The sequence below is a fragment of the Streptomyces sp. SD15 genome (genome assembly GCF_054462255.1).
In genome coordinates this window covers 91350-110286 of the sequence record NZ_JBTLMO010000009.1, presented here as the reverse complement: position 1 = coordinate 110286, position 18937 = coordinate 91350, and the positions used below count along the sequence as shown (strand labels likewise).

Sequence of the window (18937 nt, the reverse complement as noted above, 5' to 3'; positions counted from 1 at the left end):
GAAGGAAAGTCCGCGGAGGCTACTCCGAGAGAACCGCCTCGGCGTCCAGCGTCGTCCCGACCGCCTGAATCACCGAAGCGATCTTGAACGCTTCCTGGATCGTCTCCCGGTCGACGCCCGCCTTACGAAGCACCTGCTCGTGAGAGTCGAGGCACTGCCCACAGCCGTTCACCGCGGAGACGGCCAGCGACCACAGCTCGAAGTCGACCTTCTCGACACCGGGGTTGCCGATGACGTTCATCCGCAGACCGGCCCGCAGGGTCCCGTACTCCGGGTCCGACAGCAGGTGCCGCGTCCGGTAGAAGACGTTGTTCATCGCCATGATCGCGGCGGCGGACTTGGCGGCGGTGTAGGCCTCCGGAGAGAGGTTCGCCTTCGCCTCCGGCTCCAGCTCGCGCAGCACGCGAGGGGAGCGCGAAGCGATGGCGCACGCCAGCACCGTCCCCCACAGCTGCTGCTGCGGAAGTTCGGAGTTGCCGATGACCGAGCCCAGGTTGAGGCGCAGGTCCTTCGCGTAGTCCGGTAGGGCGGACTTCAGTTCATTGAGGGCCATGGAAGGTCACTCACCGGCCAGCAGCGCGATCGGGTCGAGGGTGTTCTCGCCCTTGGTCCAGTTGCACGGGCACAGCTCGTCGGTCTGGAGCGCGTCGAGGACCCGGAGGACCTCCTTCGGGTTACGGCCCACCGAACCCGCGGTCACCATCGAGAACTGGATCTCGTTGTTCTGGTCGACGATGAACACGGCGCGCTTGGCGAAGCCGTCCTCGCCCTCGATGCCGAGATCACGCATGAGCTCGCGCTTCGAGTCGGCCATCATCGGGAAGGGCAGGTCACGCAGGTCGTCGTGGTCCTTGCGCCAGGCGTGGTGCACGAACTCGGAGTCGCCGGAGAAGCCGAGGACCTGGGCGTCACGGTCGGCGAACTCGTCGTTCAGCTTGCCGAAGGCGGCGATCTCGGTCGGGCACACGAAGGTGAAGTCCTTGGGCCACGCGAAAACGACCTTCCACTGACCCTCGTAGGTCTTGTGGTCGATCTGCTGGAACTCCTTGCCCTTTTCCAGCGAGACGCAGGCGGTCAGGTCGAACTCGGGGAACTTGTCACCGACAGTGAGCACACGCTCTCCTTGCAGCGAAGAAACGCCCTCTTTGAGGGCGTTTCCCATGGGTTGGACGATGACGATGTTGGCACAGGCTGCATTGATTAGGGAAATAGCTACACTTGGGCGGGTTGATCGGGTACGGCTATCAGTGACTATGAGTAAGAGGTACGGCCATGGCAAGCCCCCTGGGCAAGGCGAGCCCCCTGGGCAAGACAGGCGTCAAGGGGAACGGGCGGCGTCAGCCCAGCCTCGCCCAACTGCGCGCCTTCGCCGCCGTGGCCGAGCATCTGCACTTTCGGGACGCGGCCGCCGCGATCGGCATGAGCCAGCCCGCGCTGTCCGGCGCGGTCTCCGCGCTGGAGGAGACGCTCGGGGTCACCCTGCTGGAGCGCACGACCCGCAAGGTGCTGCTCTCGCCCGCCGGTGAGCGTCTCGCCGTACGGGCGAAGGCGGTGCTCGACGAGGTGGGCGCGCTCATGGAGGAGGCGGAGGCGGTGCGGGCGCCGTTCACCGGAGCGCTGCGCCTCGGCGTCATCCCCACCGTCGCGCCCTACCTCCTGCCCACCGTCCTCAGGCTCGTCCATGACCGTTACCCGGACCTCGACCTCCAGGTGCACGAGGAGCAGACGGCCAGTCTGCTGGAGGGGCTGGCGGTCGGCCGCCTCGATCTGCTGCTCCTCGCCGTGCCGCTCGGCATGCCGGGCGTCGCCGAACTCCCCCTCTTCGACGAGGACTTCGTGCTCGTGACACCGCTGGGCCATGGGCTGGGCGGCAAAGAAGGCATCCCCCGTGAGGCCCTGCGCGAGCTCAACCTCCTCCTGCTCGACGAGGGCCACTGTCTGCGCGACCAGGCCCTCGACATCTGCCGGGAGGCGGGACGCGCGGACGCTCCCGTCACCACCACCGCCGCCGGCCTGTCCACGCTGGTTCAACTCGTCGCCGGCGGGCTCGGTGTGACCCTGCTGCCGCGCACCGCCGTCAAGGTCGAGACGACCCGCAGCAACCAGCTCCTCACCGGGTACTTCGCGGACCCGGCGCCGACCCGGCGGATCGCGCTGGCGATGCGTGCGGGGGCGGCGCGCGGGGCCGAGTACGAGGAACTGGCCGCAGCGCTGAGGGAAGCGCTGCGGCCGTTGCCGGTACGGGTGCTGTAGTGAGCGGGATGAGCAGGCGGGCCGAACGTCCGTACCGAGTAAGGGCGTAGGGGCGTAGGGGCGTAGGGGCGTAGGGGCGTAGGGGAGTAAGGGAGTTACTCCGTGCGCAACCCCTCGGGCCGCATCATCCGTACCAGCGGCGGCAGGCTCAGCAGCGTCACCACCAGGACGACCAGCGCGCCCATGCCCGTCATGGACAGCACGCTCATCCAGTCCACCGTGACCGGGGTGCTGGTCATCTTCAGCAGGACCGTGCCGAGGGTCAGGCCCACCGCTGCCGCCAGCACCAGACCGATCCCGACCGGGACCGCGGTCTGCCACAGCACCGACAGGCTCAGCGTGCGGCGCCGGGTGCCGAAGGCGACCAGGGCCGAGAGCAGCTTCCTGCGCTCGCGCAGCTGTTCCAGCTGTGAGACCAGCAGGCTCGCGCCGATCAGCCCCAGCACACAGGTCGCCCCGATGAACAGGCCGGTGCGGACGGACGAGTAGCGCTGCGCATCGGTGGTCATGGTCCAGTCCGAATCGCTGGTCAGCGGGTCGATCTTCGCCATGGTGTTGCGCACGAGCTCCTTCACGTCCGGCAGGGACCTGTCGATCCGGAGGTAGACCTCACTCCTGGCCGCCGCGGCTGCTTCCTCGGGCAGCGCGCCCGGGGTGGCCAGGATCCCCCCGCGCTCGGAGCCGAACGGGTCGAGGCGGGTCCCGGCCTTCTTGATGCCGTGGGGCACCGTCCAGGCGATCTCCTTGTCCTTGATCCAGTCGGTGTAGGAAGGCTCGATGTAGAGCGTGCGGCCGGGCTTGCTCAACTTCGGCGTGTCCGTGTCGTACTCGGCGCCCACCGCGGCGAATACGTCGCCGTCGCGACAGGAGGGCACCTTCGCCAGCTTGCGCAGTGTCGCGCAGTCGGCGACCGTGAGGCTCGAGGCCAGCTCGGGGTCTTTCTTCCGGTCGCCCAGCGTGGCTTCGGAGAACGCCGTCGTGTCGAGCACGCCCCGGGTCTGCGCCAGCTGTCGGTCCGCGTCGGCGAGCGAGGTGCCGTACGGCAGGTTGATCGACATCTGCACGTCCGAGAGGTCCCTCCCCATGGGCGAGGGCTCTGTGTACGCGGCCGAGGTTCCGGAGAAGAGCATCTGCAGGGCGATCGCGCCGGCCACCGCCACCGCGATGCCATTGACCATGCGGGCCGCAGAACCGGTGCTCAACTGGAGTCTGCGGACAGCCAGTTGCCAGGAGACACTGCCCGAGCCGAGCCGGGCGACGACGGCCTCCACGACCCACGGCAGCAGCGCGGTGATGCCGACCAGCAGCAGGATGACACCGCCGCTCACCATGTACTGGTTGAAGTCTCCGTTCTCCCGGCCCTGCCCGATCATCGGGTAGAGCAGCGCGAGCCCGCCCAGCGGCAGCAGCAGCCGCCACCACAGCCGGCGTCGCGGGGGTCTGACCGTGCGCACCACGCCGAGCGGTTCGATGACCACCCCGCGCATCGCGAGCAGCGTCACCGCCACCGCCGCGGCCGGAACCGCGACCGCGACCAGCAGGGCCAGCGTGAGCGAGGGATTGAGGTAGCTCGGGAACACGCTGAAGCCGAGGAGCTCGACGGAGCCCGCCACCTGACGCCCGATCATGAAGAACCCGGCGCCGAACACCAGCCCCAGCACGGCACCGGCCAGCGCCTCGCCGGCGGCGATCCGGCGGGTCATCCCGCTGTCCGCGCCGACCAGCCGCAGCGCGGCCAGCCTGCGGTCGCGCCGTTCGCCGCCGAAGCGTACGGCCGCGGCGATGAAGACACCGACCGGCATCAGCAGCACCACGAAGATCACCAGGATCATCAGGATCAGTACGGGGTCCCACGGCTCGGGCTCCGGCCTGTCCGGAGACCCGAACTTGTCGATCCGCGCCACCGAGGCGCCGTCGATCTGCGGGGCGAGCCCCTCGGCGCCCGTGATGAAGGAGAGTTCGTGCGAACCGATCAGTCCGCTCTCGCCGATGGTGCCGACGGTGCGGTACGGCAGGCGTTCACGCAGCAGTTTGCCGCCGTCGGACTTCAGCAGGCGGTCGAGCACGGGCGAGACCACCATCTCGCCGGGCTCGGGGAACTCGTCGACCCCGGGCGGCAGCGGTGCCCGCGCGCCCTCGGGCTCCAGCGCGCGCCCCCGCACGTCCTTGTCCTGGAACGTCGTGTCGACGTTGGCGACGATCAGCGTGTCGTTCGCCTCGGCCTTGTTCACATCGCTGTAGGTGATGTCCCTGCGGGCGTCCTCGCGATCGTTCCGCGCCGCGAGCATGTTCGGTATCGCGGCGGTGAGCAGCAGCAGCGCCACGCCGAGGCCGACACCGACGGCCGTGAGCAGGACCCGTGCCCAGCCCTCCCGGCCGCCGGTGAGCGCGAACTTGGCGCCCATGGACAGGTCCTTGGCCCAGTTCATATGGCCCGCTCCATGTCACGGGACCTGCCGTCGCGTACGACGATCTCGCGGTCGGAGTACGCGGCCACCCGCGCCTCGTGCGTGACGAGCACGACGGCGGCGTTGGTCGAGCGAGCGGCCTCCGTGAGCAGTTCCATCACGCGCTCGCCGTTGAGCGAGTCGAGTGCGCCGGTCGGTTCGTCGGCGAACAGCACGCGCGGGCCGGTGACCAGCGAACGGGCCACGGCCACCCGCTGTCCCTGGCCGCCGGAGATCTCGCCGGGGCGCTTGCCCCCCAGGTCGTCGACCTCCAGGCGTTCCATCCAGGACAGGGCGGTGCGCTCGGCCTCCTTGCGGCCGGTGCCGTTGAGCCGCAGCGGCAGGGCCACGTTCTCGACGCAGGTCAGCTCGGGGACGAGCTGCCCGAACTGGAACACGAACCCGAACTCGCTCCGGCGCAGGGCGCTGCGCTGGGCGTCGTTCATGGTCGCCATCTCGCGTCCGGCGTACAGGATCGAGCCCGAGTCGGGCGGCACGATGCCGGCGAGGCAGTGCAGCAGCGTGGACTTGCCGGAGCCGGAGGGTCCCATCACGGCGACGACCTCGCCGGGGTGGATGGAGAACTCGGCGCCGTCCAGCGCGGTGGTCGGACCGTACGTCTTGCGCAGCTCCGACGCGGTCAGCAGGGAACCGGGGGCAGGAGTCATCGGGTCACCGTCTCGGCGAGCTTGTCGAGGCGCGCGGCGGTGAGTTCGAGCCACCGCAGATCGGCCTCGAGGTGGAAGAGTGCGTGGTCGCAGATCAGCTGGTCGGCGAGGTCGCCCTTGCGCTTGCGGTCGGTCAGGATGCGCATCATGCGCAGATGCTCGGCGCGCTGCGTGTCGAGGATCTCCGACGCGTCGCGGTGGGTGAGCAGCGCGAGGACGACCTTGGTGTAAAGGGTCGACTGCAGATACGGCTCGGGTTTCTCCGGCGTCGCGAGCCACTGCTGTACGTCGGTGATCCCGGAGTCGGTGATCGCGTACCGCTTGCGCTCCGGGCCGCCGCCGGCCTCGAACCCTTCGACCTCCACGAGGCCGTTCTTCAGGAGGCGCGACATCGTCGAATAGACCTGGCCGTAGTGCAGCGGCCGATCGTGACCGAACTTCTCGTCGAAGGCCCGCTTCAGGTCGTAACCGTGTCGGGGCCCGGACTCCAGGAGTCCTAGGAGGGTGTGACCGATGGACATGCGGAGCACTCTACATACGGCGTATACACCGTGCGTATACACGGGGCGCATAGGTGGCCGTGTCGAGGGCGACCGTGCAGGTCAGGGCCGATTGTCACGGTTCTGCCACACGGCCCCGCCCGCCCGGCAGTCGGCCCGCCTTGGACAGCGGGAGGCTCGGCAGGCGGGCATCCGGGGCGCGTCGGCGATGGGCGTGGAGTCGTCCATGGACAGGGAGGGGGCAACCTTCCGCCCCTCTCGTACGTCGGTTCTGTTGAGGTGGGTGGGCATTGCGTGCTGATTGTCACGTCCGTAAAAGTGCGGATCGGCAGGCCTTTGTCATAGGACGTGGTGTTAGTTTGCTGAGCTGACCCGAGCGACGAACCTGTGTGACGCGCGAAAACGAACGCGACACGAGAACGCGTGAGAGAACGCGTGAGAGAACGCGGCAGCACACGCGTACAAGAGAGCGCGACCCGAGAGCGAAGCGGAGCGGACGGAGCCATGGGACGAGCGGAAGAGAGACGAGCGCGGTCGCGTGGCGGCCGCCGCGCCACGGCCATGCGCTCGTCGGGAACCAAGCCCGGCCGCAGTGGCATACGCCGGGTTCTCAACTGGAAGACGATCCTCGGCACGTTCTTCGGCTTCTGCCTGCTGGGCATGGGCGCCTTCCTCGTGCTCTACGTGGTCGTGTCCGTGCCCAAGGGCAACGCGGCCGCCCAGCTGGAGAGCAACGTCTACAAGTACAACGACGGCACCGTGCTCGCCCGCACCGGCGAGGTCAACCGTGAGGTCGTGGACCTGGCCAAGGTGCCCAAGGACGTTCAGCTGACCTTCGTCGCCGCCGAGAACAAGTCCTTCTACGAGAACCCCGGCGTCGACCTCAAGGGCACGGCCCGTGGTCTGCTCAACACCCTGTCCGGCAAGGGCAAGCAGGGTGGTTCGACGATCACCCAGCAGTACGTCAAGAACTACTACCTGAGCCCGGAACAGACCGTCACGCGCAAGCTGAAGGAACTGGTCATCTCGCTGAAGGTGGACCGCCAGGAGTCCAAGGACTACATCCTCGCGGGCTACATCAACACCAGTTACTACGGCGAGGGCGCGTACGGCATCCAGGCCGCGGCACAGGCGTACTACGGCATCGACGCGAGCGAACTCACGGTCGAGCAGGGCGCGTACCTCGCCTCACTGCTCCAGGCCCCGAGCCAGTACGACTGGAACGTCGCCACCCCCACCGGCAAGAAGCTGGTCACCGCCCGCTGGAACTACACCCTCGACAACATGGTCGAGGAGGGCTGGCTGGACTCCGCCAAGCGCCAGGGGATGAAGTTCCCGGAGCCCATCGAGGTCCAGGGCGCGCCCGGCAAGGAGGGCCAGACCGGCTACCTGGTCGACGAGGCCAACAACACCCTCGCCAGGCGGCTCGTCGTCCAGGGCGCGGCCGCCACCTTCGACGACGCCAAGGCGATCGTCGACGCGGGCGGCTGGACCATCACGCTCAACATCGACAAGAAGAAGCAGACGCAGCTGGAAGTCGCCGTCAAGACGAAGCTGACCAGCAAGCTGGACGCCGAGAAGCGCCAGGTCGACGAGGATGTCGAGGCCGGAGCCGTGTCGGTCGACCCCAAGACCGGCAAGGTCGTGGCGATGTACGGCGGCGAGGACTACCTCAAGCACTTCGTCAACAACGCGACCCGCACCGACTACCAGCCCGCGTCGACCTTCAAGCCGCTGATCCTGGCGGCGGCCCTGGAGGAACAGGGCACCACGCAGGCCGGCGAGGAGATCACGCCGAGCACGGTCTACGACGGCACCAGCGGGCGCGCCGTCCAGGGCAGCGACATCGCCTTCGCCCCGCCGAACGAGGACGACCAGGACTACGGCGACGTCACCGTCCAGACCGCGATGAACAAGTCCATCAACTCCGTCTTCGCGCAGATGGGCGTCGACGTGGGCATGGACGACGTGCTCAAGGTCGCGGGCAAGCTCGGCATGGACGCCGAGGACCTGCAGGCGGTGCCCGCGCAGACCCTCGGCACCATGGGCGCGAGCCCGCTGCAGATGGCGGGCGTCTACGCCACCCTCGACAACCACGGCAAGAAGGTCACCCCGGCCCTGGTGGCCAAGGCCGAGCACAAGGACCAGTCGGTCGACTGGCCGAGCGCGATCGGCGACCAGGTCATCAGCGCCGAGGCGGCCGACACGGTCACCTCGGTGCTCACCGGTGTGGTCGACGACGGCACGGCCCAGGTCTCGGTGGCCCAGGCGGTCGACCGCAACGAGCAGCAGGTGGCGGGCAAGACGGGTACGTCCGACAACAACAAGTCGGCCTGGTTCACCGGCTACACACCGAACCTGGTCACCTCGGTCGGTCTGTTCGGCGAGGTTCCCAAGGACCGCGAGACCTCGAGCGGCACGGTGGTCAAGCGGGGCACGCAGGTGTCCCTGAAGGGCGCCGGGGGCGGCGGACGTGTCAACGGCGGTGGCTTCCCGGCCCAGATCTGGGCGGCGTACACCTTCAACGCGATGGGCAAGGTCACCGACTTCGACCTGGACACCACACAGGGCGCGGCGATGGAGCCCACGCAGACGCCGACGTTCACGCCGACGCAGAGCGAGACGCCGACGGAGACTCCGAGCTTCGAGGAAGAACCGACGACCGAGCCGCCGACGAGCGAGGTTCCGACGACGCCGACGTCCGAGCCCGAGCCCACCGAGTCGGCCACGGAGTCGGCCACGCCGACGGAGACGCCGAGCGACGAGGACGGCGACGGAGACGAGGACGGGGACGAGGACCCGTTCGATCCGGACTCCCTGCAGCAATAGGCACGCGAACTCCCTGCAGCAATTGACACGCGAAGAGGAGGGCGCCCGGTGATCGACCGGGCGCCCTCCTCTTCGCGTACTGCTCAGCCTCCGTTGAAGTTCGCGGCGATCCGGTCGCCGAGCTGCTTGTCGATGTTGCGCCAGTACTGCAGAGCGCGGTCGAGGACCGGGCCGGACACGTCGGCCTTCAGATGGCCGCTGACGTTCGACACGAGCCGGTCGCGGGCCGCGTCGTCGAGGACCTTGCGGACCATCGTGCCCGGCTGGCCCCAGTCGTCGTCCTCGGCGTGCAGCTTGGTCGCCTCGCGCACCAGCTCACCGGCGGTCTGCCAGCTCGCGGGGTCGCCGAACTGCCCGTAGTCGGCCGCGGGGCCGCCGTAGGAGTTGGGCGCGTACGGGCGGGCCGCGTTGGACGGCTCGTAGCGCATCGGGCCGTCCTTGGCGTACGAGTTCACCGCGGCGCGTGGCCGGTTGGGCGGCAGCTGCGTGTAGTTCGGGCCGATCCGGTACCGATGGGTGTCCGGGTACGAGAACAGCCGGCCGAGCAGCATCTTGTCCGGCGAGGGGCCGATGCCCGGCACCAGGTTCGACGGCTCGAAGGCGGCCTGCTCGATGTGGATGAAGTAGTCCTCGGGGTTCTCGTTGAGGGTCATCCGGCCGACGTCGATCAGCGGGTAGTCGCCGTGCGGCCAGACCTTGGTCAGGTCGAAGGGGTTGAAGCGGTAGTCCGCCGCGTCCTCGAACGGCATGATCTGGACCTTGAGGCTCCAGGTCGGCGCGTTCCCGGACTCGATCGACTCGTACAGGTCCCGGCGGTGCAGATCCGCGTCCGTACCGGCCAGCTCGTCGGCCTCGGCCTGGGTGAGGAAATCGATGCCCTGGTCGGTCTTGAAGTGGTACTTCACCCAGAACCGCTCACCGGCGCCGTTGATCCACATGTAGGTGTGGGAGCCGTAGCCGTTCATGTTGCGGTACGTCTTCGGGATGCCGCGGTCGCCCATCAGCCAGGTCACCTGGTGCGCCGACTCGGGCGAGAGGGTCCAGAAGTCCCACTGCATGTCGTTGCTGCGCAGCCCGGTGGCCGGGTGGCGCTTCTGCGAGCGGATGAAGTCCTGGAACTTGATCGTGTCCCGGACGAAGAAGACGGGGGTGTTGTTGCCCACCAGGTCGTAATTGCCGTGCTCGGTATAGAACTTGAGTGCGAAGCCGCGGGGGTCGCGCCAGGTGTCGGGCGAGCCCTGCTCGCCGGCGACGGTCGAGAAGCGCGCCAGCATGTCCGTGCGTTTCCCGGGCTGGAAGACGACGGCCTTGGTGAACTGGCTGACGTCGTTGGTGACTTCGAAGAATCCGTACGCGCCACTGCCCTTGGCGTGCACCACCCGCTCGGGGACCCGTTCCCGGTTGAACTGGGCCATCTTCTCGATGAGGTAGTGGTCCTGGAGCAGGATCGGGCCGTCGGGGCCGACGGTCAGCGAGTGTTCGTCGCTCTCCACCGGAATTCCGACGTTGTTCGTGGTGTACGGAGCCTTCTGGGGTGCTGTCTCGGTCACTTGTCCTCCCTGGGCAGGTCCGGTCACTCGGACCGGTGAAATGTCGCCAAGGGGAACGTCCGTCCCCGCCAGGCGCGCTAGCGTCAGGGACACCGGGCTGGTTCCAACCCGGCTGGTGTTGATCGCGTAAGCCTCGGCCGCTCGCTGAGCGGTTGAGCGGCGTGAGCCAGGAATCCCTCCGCTATGGCAGAGGGAGGGTTCAAGAGCGTCCTCCCGTCATGGACGACGTCCGGCCGGGTGGCCTGTGCCACCCGGCCAGTCAACTCTCTCCACATGACGTCGGCAACACTTGGACGGGGTCTAACTTCAGTCCAATTCTGAGAGTGCTCGCTGGTTCACCCTCGGTTCAACTCGAACCAGACCACCTTGCCGGTGCTCAGACGAGTGGCTCCCCACCGTCTGGCCAGTTTGTTGACCAGGTAGAGCCCGCGTCCATCCTCGTCCGTGGCGCGTGCCTGGCGCAGTCGCGGCAGCTGCGGCACGTCGTCGCCGACCTCGCAGCGCAGGACATCCGTCCGCAGCAGCCGGAGCGTGACCGGGCGCGACGCATAGCGCACGGCATTGGTCACGACCTCGCTGACCAGCAGCTCGACGGAGTCGCTCATGTCCTCCAGGCCCCAGCGGGACAGCGCCCGGCGGGCCAGCCGCCGGGCCCGGCCGGGGGCCGCGTCCTCCGGCTCCAGGAACCAGTACGCGACATCGCTCGGCGCGATCCCGTCGAAGCGGGCGGCGAGCAGCGCGATGTCGTCGTCCCGGTCGCCCGGGCCGAGCATGTCGAGCACCTCGTCGCACAGCGCTTCGAGCGGCGGCGGATGGTCGGGCCCGGTCAGCTGCGCGGTGGCGGCGATCTTCTCGCGCAGTTGCTCTATCCCGGTCCACACGTCACGCAGCCGCGACTCGACCAGCCCGTCCGTGTACAGCAGCAGCGTCGCCCCGGCGGGGGCGTCCAGCTCGACCGCCTCGAAATCCACCCCGCCCACGCCGATGGGGGCGCCCGGCGGCACCCGCAGCACCTCGGCCCGGCCGCCCAGGTGCAGCAGGACCGGCGGGGGATGGCCCGCGTTGGCGATGGTGATCCGGTGCGCGACCGGGTCGTAGACGGCGTACAGGCAGGTCGCCATGCGATCGGTGCCCAGGCGCTGGGCCTGCTCGTCGAGGTGGTGCAGCACCTCCTGCGGCGGCAGGTCGAGCCCGGCGAGGGTCTGCGCGGTGGTGCGCAACTGGCCCATGATCGCCGCCGATGTCATGGAGTGGCCCATGACATCGCCCACGACGAGGGCGACGCGGCTGCCGGGCAGCGGGATCGCGTCGTACCAGTCGCCGCCGACGCGCGCGGTCTCCGCGGCCGGCAGATAGCGGGACGCGAGGCGCACGCCCGTGGGCCGCGGCAGCGTCTCGGGCAGCATCGTGCGCTGGAGCTCGTCGGCGATGTACGCCTCGCGCCCGTACAGCACCGCCTTGTCGATGCCGAGCGCGCTGTGCGTGGCGAGCTGGGCCGCGACGAGCAGGTCGTCGGCCTCGAAGGCCATGCGCTCGGGGCGGCGCAGGAACAGCGCGGCGCCGATGACCCGCCTGCGGCCGCGCAGGGGCGCGAGGATCGCGCGCTGCCCGGTGGGCACGACAAGGTCGTCCCCGAGCAGCTCGGGCAGCGCGGCCCGGGCGGCGGGCGCGTCCGCGAAGACGGGCCGTACGCCGCGCAGCACCTCGGCGAGGGCGCCGCCGGGGCGCACCTCGCACCGCTCGGCCGTCATCGCCGACAGCTCGTTGGGCTCGGGCCGCAGCGCGGACATGAAGCCGTTCTCGGCGTCCCGCTCCTCGGGGATCCGGTCGGTGCGCCGCAGCCGCAGCACGAGAGGCCCGGTGGGCCGCTCGTCACCGACCGGCAGCGGATCGCGCAGATAGACCAGGATCGCGTCCGAGAAGGTCGGCACGGTGGCCCGGCACAGGCCCATCACGATCTCGTCCAGGTCGATACCGCGGGCGATCCGCCGGGTCGCGGCGCCCACGAAGCGCAGCCGGTCCCCGTCCCGTCGCATCGGCATCGGGCCGCCCTGCGGCAGCCCCTGCCCGGTGCGCCGGTCCTTTCCGCCGGAGTTCCCGGACGTCCGGTCCTGATCGACCGACTGGGCCGGGATGCCCTCCGGGGCGGGGCGCGGACGGTGCGGATCGGGCTCGGTGGCCGACGGCTGGGAGTGCTCCGGCCCGCGCTCGGGCGGCGGCGTGGGCGCGCCGGTGCCGGAGGGCGAGGGTGCGTCGGTACTGGCCGAGGCCTGGGTGCCGACGGCCGGTCCGTGCTTGCCGCTGGACGTGCCCGCGCTCGTGCCTGGTCCCGCCGTGGCGTCGCCGGAGCGGGCCTGTGCGGGTAACGCTCCCGGCGCATGCGCGGGCTCGGGGGTATGCAGGAGCGCCCCGCGGGGGTCCGCGGGGGTGATCGGCCGGCCGGCGCCGCTCTGGCGGCGCTCGTGCGGGGTGGGGTGCTCCGTCACGCGTGTCGAATCCATCCGTCCGGGGCTGCGCGCCGTGCGTGCAGTTCGTCCCGCAGCCCCGATACCCGGAATGTGTGCCCCAGGAACGAAATCTGCGCGTCGTCAGGACCGGGCCCGGCCGTCGCCGACGTGAACACCGTCGCCGCCTCGAACACCGAAGCGGACCGGTGCGGCCCGACCGGCCGTTCGCCGACCGTACTGCCGTGGCCCTCGTACCCCTCGCTCACGTCCTGCCGCCCCTCGGTGACGTATGGTCAAGCCCAGCGCATGCTGCGGTAGTTGCTGCTGTGCGCCCTTGCGGAGGACGATCCTACGGTTGTACCACGGGGGCGCAGCAAGGGTCTCATGAGGACACGTGCGCGGGCGTACGGTCCCAGTCATCGGGCAGAGAAGGAACAGGCCAGGCGGGATCCGGGCGCCAGTGCTGCCAGCCGTCCGAGAACGGCGCGCCCCAGGCGTGGATCACCTCCACCGCTGACCGCCCCGCTTCCCGCACCCGCGCGGCCAGTTGAGCGTCCATCAGACCGGCCCGCTGCGCCTGCGCGAACTCGTCCTCATCCAGCCAGCGCCAACTCCGGTCCGGGTGCACCGAGATGTCCAGGAAGTGATCCTCGGAGTCGACCCCGCCCGACCAACGGGCCAGCGGCGCCTCAAGGTTCACGTACCAGTTCTTGAACCGCCACCCCGGTTCCCAGAACAGCCACACCGACCAGGGCGCGCCGGGTCGCGCCAGCTTCAGCACCCCGGTACCGAACCAGCGGCCGCGCTGCACCGTACGCGCCTTGGTGTAGCGCGACTCGAGGGGCTCCCCGTGCACCGGTGTGCCGTCGGCGAGCACCGGCTTCACACACTCCGTGCCCGGCGCCATCCACACCGCGAGCAGTTCCTCGTCGTCGCGTACGACGGTCACGGGGCGGCAGATGTGGAAGCGCTCGCCGGCGTTCTCCCGGTACCGCCACAGGATGTGACTCCCGGGGGCCCAGCGCACCGTCGACCCGCCCGCTTCCACTCGCCTCACCGCTCCACCCTCTGTCATGACCAGATATTAGGTGTCACAGGCATACGACGCTGCGGCGCGTGTCACGGTTCGCGCCATGGGACGAATGACGTAACGGAGGTTTCATCCAAGGTCATCCTGGGAGGCGGAAGCCGTTACGGATGCGTCATCCGCAGGACATCCAGCGCCTCGTCCAGTTGCTCCAGAGTGAGGTCGCCCCGCTCGACATACCCGGACTCGAGGACGACCTGACGGATCGTTTTGCGCTCCGCCAGTGCCTTCTTGGCCACCTTGGCGGCCTCCTCGTACCCGATGTACTTGTTGAGCGGTGTCACGACCGACGGCGACGACTCGGCGTACTCGCGGGCGCGCTCGCGGTGCGCGACGATCCCGTCGACGGTGCGGTCGGCGAGCAGCCGCGAGACATGGGCGAGCAGCCGGATGGACTCGAGGACGTTCTTCGCGATGACCGGAAGCATGACGTTGAGCTCGAAGTTGCCGGCCGCCCCGGCGACCGCGACCGTCGCGTCGTTCCCCGTCACCTGGGCCGCGACCATCAGCACGGCCTCGGGAATGACCGGATTCACCTTGCCGGGCATGATCGAGGAGCCGGGCTGAAGATCGGGCAGAGAGATCTCGGCGAGCCCGGTGCGCGGGCCTGAGGCCATCCACCGCAGGTCGTTCGCGATCTTCGTCAGCCCGACGGCGATGGTCCGCAGCTGCCCGCTCGTCTCCACGATCCCGTCGCGTGCGCCCTGCGCCTCGAAGTGGTCGCGGGCCTCGGTGAGCGGCAGCCCGGTGGCCCGTGCCACCTCCGCGATGACGGCGGCGGAGAACCCGGGCGGCGTGTTGATCCCGGTGCCGACCGCGGTGCCGCCCAGCGGCAGCTCGGCCAGCCTCGGCAGGGAGGCCTGGAGCCGCTCGATGCCGTACCGCATCTGGGCGGCGTATCCGCCGAACTCCTGGCCCAGGGTCACGGGTGTGGCGTCCATCAGATGAGTCCGCCCCGACTTCACGACGTCGGCGAACTCCTCGGACTTGCGGGCCAGCGAGGAGGTCAGGTGCTCCAGCGCGGGGATGAGGTCGCGGGTGACGGCGGCGGTGGCGGCGATGTGGATGGACGACGGGAAGACGTCGTTGGACGACTGCGAGGCGTTGACGTGGTCGTTGGGGTGGACATCCCGGCCGAGCCGCTCGGTCGCGAGGGTGGCGATGACCTCGTTGGTGTTCATGTTGGACGAGGTCCCGGACCCCGTCTGGAACACGTCGACGGGGAAGTGTGCGTCCCACCGCCCCTCCGCGACCTCTGTGGCCGCTTCCTGGATCGCCTCGGCGATGTCCTTGTCGAGCACCCCCAGCCGGGCGTTGACCATGGCGGCGGCGCCTTTGATCCTTGCGAGGGCCTCGATGTGGGCTCGCTCGATGCGTTGCCCGGAGATGGGGAAGTTCTCCACGGCCCGCTGCGTCTGCGCCCGCCACTTGGCGTCCGCGGGGACCCGGACCTCGCCCATGGAGTCGTGCTCGATGCGGTAGCTCTGGTCGCCGTCGTCTGCAGTCGTCGTCATCGTTGTCGTACCTCCAGGGGGAAGAGCGCGTGGCCTGGTGGGCCTATTCCCGTTTCATGATCGCGTCTGCGGGTTCAGCGCGCTCGGTTCGGCTCACCGGTTCGGCCCACCGATTCGGCTGTCGGCCCCCGCAGGGCGGGCCGTACGGCAGGTCCGGCGACACGTGCTCCTTCCAGCGGGCGGGGTCATGTCCTGCCGGGTCGAGGCGCACAGCATCGACCGCGCCCGGGTGGGGTCGGTCTGCCGAAACAGTGGACGCGGCCCCGCCACTTGACCAGTGCGCGGGGCCGCGTAGGTGGGTCCGTCCGTGACGTTCCCGGGCGTTACACCAGTCCCGGCCCCCGCACCGGAATCGACGTGAACGTCGGCGCCGGAGCGGGGTCTTTGAAGAAGTCGTTGCCCTTGTCGTCGACCACGATGAACGCCGGGAAGTCCTCGACCTCGATCTTCCAGACGGCCTCCATGCCGAGCTCCTCGTACTCGACGACCTCGACCTTCTTGATGCAGTCCTGGGCGAGACGCGCGGCGGGCCCGCCGATGGAGCCGAGGTAGAAGCCGCCGTGCGCGTCACACGCGTGGGTGACCTGCGCCGACCGGTTGCCCTTGGCCAGCATCACCTTGGAGCCGCCCGCCGCCTGGAACTGCTCGACGTAGGAGTCCATGCGCCCGGCGGTGGTGGGACCGAAAGAGCCGGACGCGTAGCCCTCGGGCGTCTTCGCGGGACCGGCGTAGTACACCGGGTGGTCCTTCAGGTACTGCGGCATCTCCTCGCCCGCGTCGAGCCGCTCCTTGATCTTGGCGTGCGCGATGTCACGCGCCACGACGAGCGGACCGGAGAGCGACAGCCGGGTCTTCACCGGGTACTTGGTGAGCTCGGCGAGGATGTCATCCATCGGCTGGTTGAGGTCGATCTTCACGACGTCACCGTCGGATTCGAGGTGCTCGTCGGTCGTCTCCGGGAGGAAACGGGCAGGGTCCGTCTCCAGCTGCTCCAGGAAGACACCCTCCGCCGTGATCTTCGCGACGGCCTGGCGGTCGGCGGAGCAGGAGACGGCGATCGCGACGGGGCAGGACGCGCCGTGGCGGGGGAGGCGCACGACCCGTACGTCGTGGCAGAAGTACTTGCCACCGAACTGCGCGCCGATCCCGATCTTCTGCGTCAGCTCGAAGACCTTCTGCTCCAGGTCCTTGTCCCGGAACCCGTGGCCGAGCTCCGAGCCCTCGGCCGGGATCTCGTCCAGGTAGTGCGCGGAGGCGTACTTCGCGGTCTTCAGGGCGTACTCGGCGCTCGTACCGCCGACGACGATCGCCAGGTGGTACGGCGGGCAGGCGGCCGTGCCCAGCGAACGAATCTTCTCCTCCAGGAACTTCATCATGGAGGACTCGTTCAGGACGGCCTTCGTCTCCTGGTAGAGGAACGACTTGTTGGCCGAGCCGCCGCCCTTCGCCATGAAGAGGAACTTGTAGGCGCCGCCGTCGGTCGCGTACAGCTCGATCTGGGCCGGGAGGTTCGAACCGGTGTTCTTCTCCTCCCACATGGTGAGCGGAGCCATCTGCGAGTAGCGCAGGTTCAGGTTCAGGTACGCGTCGTAGATGCCGCGCGAGAGGGCGGCCTCGTCGCCGCCCTCGGTCAGCACGTTCTGCCCGCGCTTGCCCATGACGATCGCCGTGCCGGTGTCCTGGCACATGGGGAGCACACCCGCGGCCGCGATGTTCGCGTTCTTCAGCAGGTCGAGCGCCACGAACTTGTCGTTGTTCGACGCCTCGGGGTCGTCGATGATGCGGCGCAGCTGGGCCAGGTGAGCGGGCCGCAGGTAGTGCTGGATGTCATGGATGGCCTCCGCGGCGAGCTTGCGCAGCGCCTCTGGCTCGACCTTGAGGAACGTCCGCCCGTCGGCCTCGAAGGTGGAGACACCCTCGGAGGTCACCAGCCGGTACGGGGTGGTGTCCTCTCCCTGGGGGAGCAGATCGGTGTATGCGAACTCAGGCATCTCGCCCATTCCTCACTCGTTATTTTTGTGGCTCGGTTCACCTCCGGGGCGCAGCTGTATCAATCTGCGCCTACCGGCGCGTGGCTGTGTCGAGAGGCCGATCGTGCTCGACCCTCCTTCGTCGGGCCTCCGCGCGTTCGGCCTCTCGACACAGGCGCGCCCCTTCGGCTCACTCGCCGGAGGCTGGCCTCCATCGGCAGTGTCCATCAGCGTAGAACCTGGCTCGGGCAGTGAGCTTGTGAGGTAAGGCTCAGTTGGTTGTCCGATAGTCGTCCGCATAGTTCTCCACACCCCTAGTCGCGATCTATCGCGTTTGGGTACGCTGCTGTCGTGGACCTTCAGAAGCGCACCGAAACCCGCGCCGCCGACGCCGAGCCGCGTGTCTCCGGCGAGCTGCGTGCCTCCGACGCCGACCGCGACCGGATCGCCGACATCCTGCGCGAGGCCCTCGCCGAAGGGCGCCTCACCGCCGACGAGCATGCCGAGCGGGTCGAGGGGGTGCTGACCACGAAGACGGTGGGTGAGCTCGACCGCTTCGTCCGGGACCTGCCCGCCGCGCACCAGGGCCGCGCGACCCCCGCGTACACGACCGCGCCCAACCGCCCCCCGGTGGGCGCGATCCCGGCAGAGGCCGACGAGAACGTGGTGGCGGTGTTCAGCACCGCGATGCGCAAGGGCCGCTGGCGCGCCGGGCGCCGCATCCACGCGTACGCCGTCTTCGGCAGCGTCGAGATAGACCTCAGCGAGGCGATCTTCGAGTACCAGCAGGTCGTGATCAAGGCGATCTCGGTCTTCGGCAGCGTCGAGATCCGCGTCCCGGAGAATGTGTCGCTGCGCGGCAGCGGCGGCGGAGTCCTCGGCAACTTCGAGACGGACACGCTGGATTCGGGCGACCCCGACGCACCCGTGGTCTATGTCGACGGCCTGGCGATCCTGGGGAACGTCGAGGCGAGGGCCAAGCGCGGCAAGCTGGTCGTGGACATCCTCGACCGCGCGATGGAGAAGGTGGACAGGAGTTTGCGCAAACACCTGGACCGTTGACGGATGTGAACCGGGTGGCGTCCGAGGTGTAGTGGTGCGGTCGTAGGTGCCCCCTGGTGAACCGGAGGCTCCGCGCTTCGGAACGCAGTGCATAGGCGCGCGCACAGCGGGTAGGGCTTGCTGCATCGTCTCTTGGAGGGCGCTGTGGGACTTCCCGCAGTGCCCGGCACGCTCGCGAAGCCGTCGTCAGGAGTAGACCGTGCTGCAACCGCCGCATCAGTCCCTGCAGGTAGCTGCCGTTCCGGCCCAGCGGGCGCCAGTGCGGGACAGGGATCAGGAAGCCCCGTGGCACACGGAGGCCGTGTGCCGACGCGATGAGGCAGGCCTGTTCTTCGCGCCCTCCAAGGAGCCCACCGCGGCCCGGCTGTCCCGAGAAGAAGCCGCGAAGCGGGTCTGCGCGCGCTGTCCCGTGATGGTCGAGTGCCGCGAACACGCACTGCTGCAACCCGAGCCGTACGGCGTGTGGGGCGGCCTCACCGCCGCCGAGCGCCGTGTCGTGCTCGCCCGGCGCCGCCGCCGCGATCTCGAACTCAAGAAGGCCGCCCGCTCGACGGGCACGATAGCGGCAGCCGGCTGACCCCACGCCCGGATAAGGGGCGACCCCTCCGCA

The 18937-nt window shown here is 69.2% G+C and carries 15 protein-coding genes; 4 read left to right on the top strand and 11 right to left on the bottom strand.

The window, feature by feature from the left end:
• Positions 1 to 19 precede the first annotated feature (19 nt).
• Both ACX28W_RS11660 and ACX28W_RS11655 read right to left on the bottom strand, forming a co-directional pair.
• Positions 20 to 553, bottom strand: coding sequence for an alkyl hydroperoxide reductase (locus ACX28W_RS11660; protein ID WP_458998821.1), 534 nt, complete (start codon positions 551 to 553; stop codon positions 20 to 22).
• A gap of 6 nt (positions 554 to 559) precedes the next feature.
• Entirely contained in the window at positions 560 to 1114 is a 555-nt protein-coding gene (locus ACX28W_RS11655; protein WP_458998820.1) for a peroxiredoxin, read from the bottom strand.
• 158 nt (positions 1115 to 1272) lie between these two features.
• On the opposite strand from ACX28W_RS11655, the gene ACX28W_RS11650 reads away from it, so the two are divergent.
• Complete coding sequence (locus ACX28W_RS11650; protein WP_458998819.1) at positions 1273 to 2253, top strand: LysR substrate-binding domain-containing protein; 981 nt, start codon at positions 1273 to 1275, stop codon at positions 2251 to 2253.
• Between the two features lie 95 nt (positions 2254 to 2348).
• On the opposite strand, the gene ACX28W_RS11645 is transcribed toward ACX28W_RS11650, so the two are convergent.
• Genes ACX28W_RS11645 through ACX28W_RS11635 form a run of 3 tightly spaced genes read right to left on the bottom strand, consistent with a single transcriptional unit; the run spans position 2349 to position 5889 of the window.
• A complete protein-coding gene (locus tag ACX28W_RS11645; RefSeq protein WP_458998818.1) occupies positions 2349 to 4682 on the bottom strand; it encodes an ABC transporter permease in 2334 nt (777 codons plus the stop codon).
• Entirely contained in the window at positions 4679 to 5368 is a 690-nt protein-coding gene (locus ACX28W_RS11640) for an ABC transporter ATP-binding protein (RefSeq protein ID WP_458998817.1), read from the bottom strand. The genes ACX28W_RS11645 and ACX28W_RS11640 overlap by 4 nt, the downstream gene beginning before the upstream one ends.
• On the bottom strand, positions 5365 to 5889 hold the full coding sequence (locus ACX28W_RS11635) for a PadR family transcriptional regulator (RefSeq protein WP_458998816.1): 525 nt from the start codon (positions 5887 to 5889) through the stop codon (positions 5365 to 5367). The genes ACX28W_RS11640 and ACX28W_RS11635 overlap by 4 nt, the downstream gene beginning before the upstream one ends.
• 483 nt (positions 5890 to 6372) lie before the next feature.
• On the opposite strand from ACX28W_RS11635, the gene ACX28W_RS11630 reads away from it, so the two are divergent.
• Positions 6373 to 8697, top strand: coding sequence for a transglycosylase domain-containing protein (locus ACX28W_RS11630; RefSeq protein WP_458998815.1), 2325 nt, complete (start codon positions 6373 to 6375; stop codon positions 8695 to 8697).
• Positions 8698 to 8780: 83 nt separating this feature from the next.
• Here ACX28W_RS11630 and ACX28W_RS11625 read toward each other — a convergent pair whose 3' ends face one another.
• The 6 genes from ACX28W_RS11625 to ACX28W_RS11600 all read right to left on the bottom strand — a co-directional run bounded on the left by ACX28W_RS11625 (position 8781) and on the right by ACX28W_RS11600 (position 17286).
• A complete protein-coding gene (locus tag ACX28W_RS11625; RefSeq protein WP_458998814.1) occupies positions 8781 to 10247 on the bottom strand; it encodes a catalase in 1467 nt (488 codons plus the stop codon).
• A gap of 335 nt (positions 10248 to 10582) precedes the next feature.
• Positions 10583 to 12748, bottom strand: coding sequence for a SpoIIE family protein phosphatase (locus tag ACX28W_RS11620; protein WP_458998813.1), 2166 nt, complete (start codon positions 12746 to 12748; stop codon positions 10583 to 10585).
• A complete protein-coding gene (locus ACX28W_RS11615) occupies positions 12730 to 12960 on the bottom strand; it encodes a hypothetical protein (RefSeq protein ID WP_458998812.1) in 231 nt (76 codons plus the stop codon). The genes ACX28W_RS11620 and ACX28W_RS11615 overlap by 19 nt, the downstream gene beginning before the upstream one ends.
• A 116-nt stretch (positions 12961 to 13076) precedes the next feature.
• Complete coding sequence (gene fomD / locus ACX28W_RS11610) at positions 13077 to 13769, bottom strand: cytidylyl-2-hydroxypropylphosphonate hydrolase (protein WP_458998811.1); 693 nt, start codon at positions 13767 to 13769, stop codon at positions 13077 to 13079.
• A 116-nt stretch (positions 13770 to 13885) separates the two neighbouring features.
• A complete protein-coding gene (locus ACX28W_RS11605) occupies positions 13886 to 15295 on the bottom strand; it encodes a class II fumarate hydratase (protein ID WP_458998810.1) in 1410 nt (469 codons plus the stop codon).
• 323 nt (positions 15296 to 15618) lie between these two features.
• Positions 15619 to 17286, bottom strand: a complete 1668-nt coding sequence (locus ACX28W_RS11600; RefSeq protein WP_458998809.1) for a fumarate hydratase — start codon at positions 17284 to 17286, stop codon at positions 15619 to 15621.
• Between the two features lie 330 nt (positions 17287 to 17616).
• Here ACX28W_RS11600 and ACX28W_RS11595 point away from each other — a divergent pair, with 330 nt between their 5' ends.
• Positions 17617 to 18327: a DUF1707 SHOCT-like domain-containing protein gene (locus ACX28W_RS11595; RefSeq protein ID WP_458998808.1), complete on the top strand. Its 711-nt coding sequence runs from the start codon at positions 17617 to 17619 to the stop codon at positions 18325 to 18327.
• A 199-nt stretch (positions 18328 to 18526) separates the two neighbouring features.
• On the top strand, positions 18527 to 18904 hold the full coding sequence (locus ACX28W_RS11590) for a WhiB family transcriptional regulator (protein ID WP_362070366.1): 378 nt from the start codon (positions 18527 to 18529) through the stop codon (positions 18902 to 18904).
• Positions 18905 to 18937 lie beyond the last annotated feature (33 nt).

What these genes read in the sequence shown, in the direction of transcription:
- fomD (WP_458998811.1), bottom strand. Translation starts at nt 13,769, where the DNA reads ATGACAGAGGGTGGAGCGGTGAGGCGAGTGGAAGCGGGCGGGTCGACG.
- ACX28W_RS11630 (WP_458998815.1), top strand. Translation starts at nt 6,373, where the DNA reads ATGGGACGAGCGGAAGAGAGACGAGCGCGGTCGCGTGGCGGCCGCCGC.
- ACX28W_RS11645 (WP_458998818.1), bottom strand. Translation starts at nt 4,682, where the DNA reads ATGAACTGGGCCAAGGACCTGTCCATGGGCGCCAAGTTCGCGCTCACC.
- ACX28W_RS11605 (WP_458998810.1), bottom strand. Translation starts at nt 15,295, where the DNA reads ATGACGACGACTGCAGACGACGGCGACCAGAGCTACCGCATCGAGCAC.
- ACX28W_RS11660 (WP_458998821.1), bottom strand. Translation starts at nt 553, where the DNA reads ATGGCCCTCAATGAACTGAAGTCCGCCCTACCGGACTACGCGAAGGAC.
- ACX28W_RS11635 (WP_458998816.1), bottom strand. Translation starts at nt 5,889, where the DNA reads ATGTCCATCGGTCACACCCTCCTAGGACTCCTGGAGTCCGGGCCCCGA.
- ACX28W_RS11650 (WP_458998819.1), top strand. Translation starts at nt 1,273, where the DNA reads ATGGCAAGCCCCCTGGGCAAGGCGAGCCCCCTGGGCAAGACAGGCGTC.
- ACX28W_RS11640 (WP_458998817.1), bottom strand. Translation starts at nt 5,368, where the DNA reads ATGACTCCTGCCCCCGGTTCCCTGCTGACCGCGTCGGAGCTGCGCAAG.
- ACX28W_RS11620 (WP_458998813.1), bottom strand. Translation starts at nt 12,748, where the DNA reads ATGGATTCGACACGCGTGACGGAGCACCCCACCCCGCACGAGCGCCGC.
- ACX28W_RS11600 (WP_458998809.1), bottom strand. Translation starts at nt 17,286, where the DNA reads ATGCCTGAGTTCGCATACACCGATCTGCTCCCCCAGGGAGAGGACACC.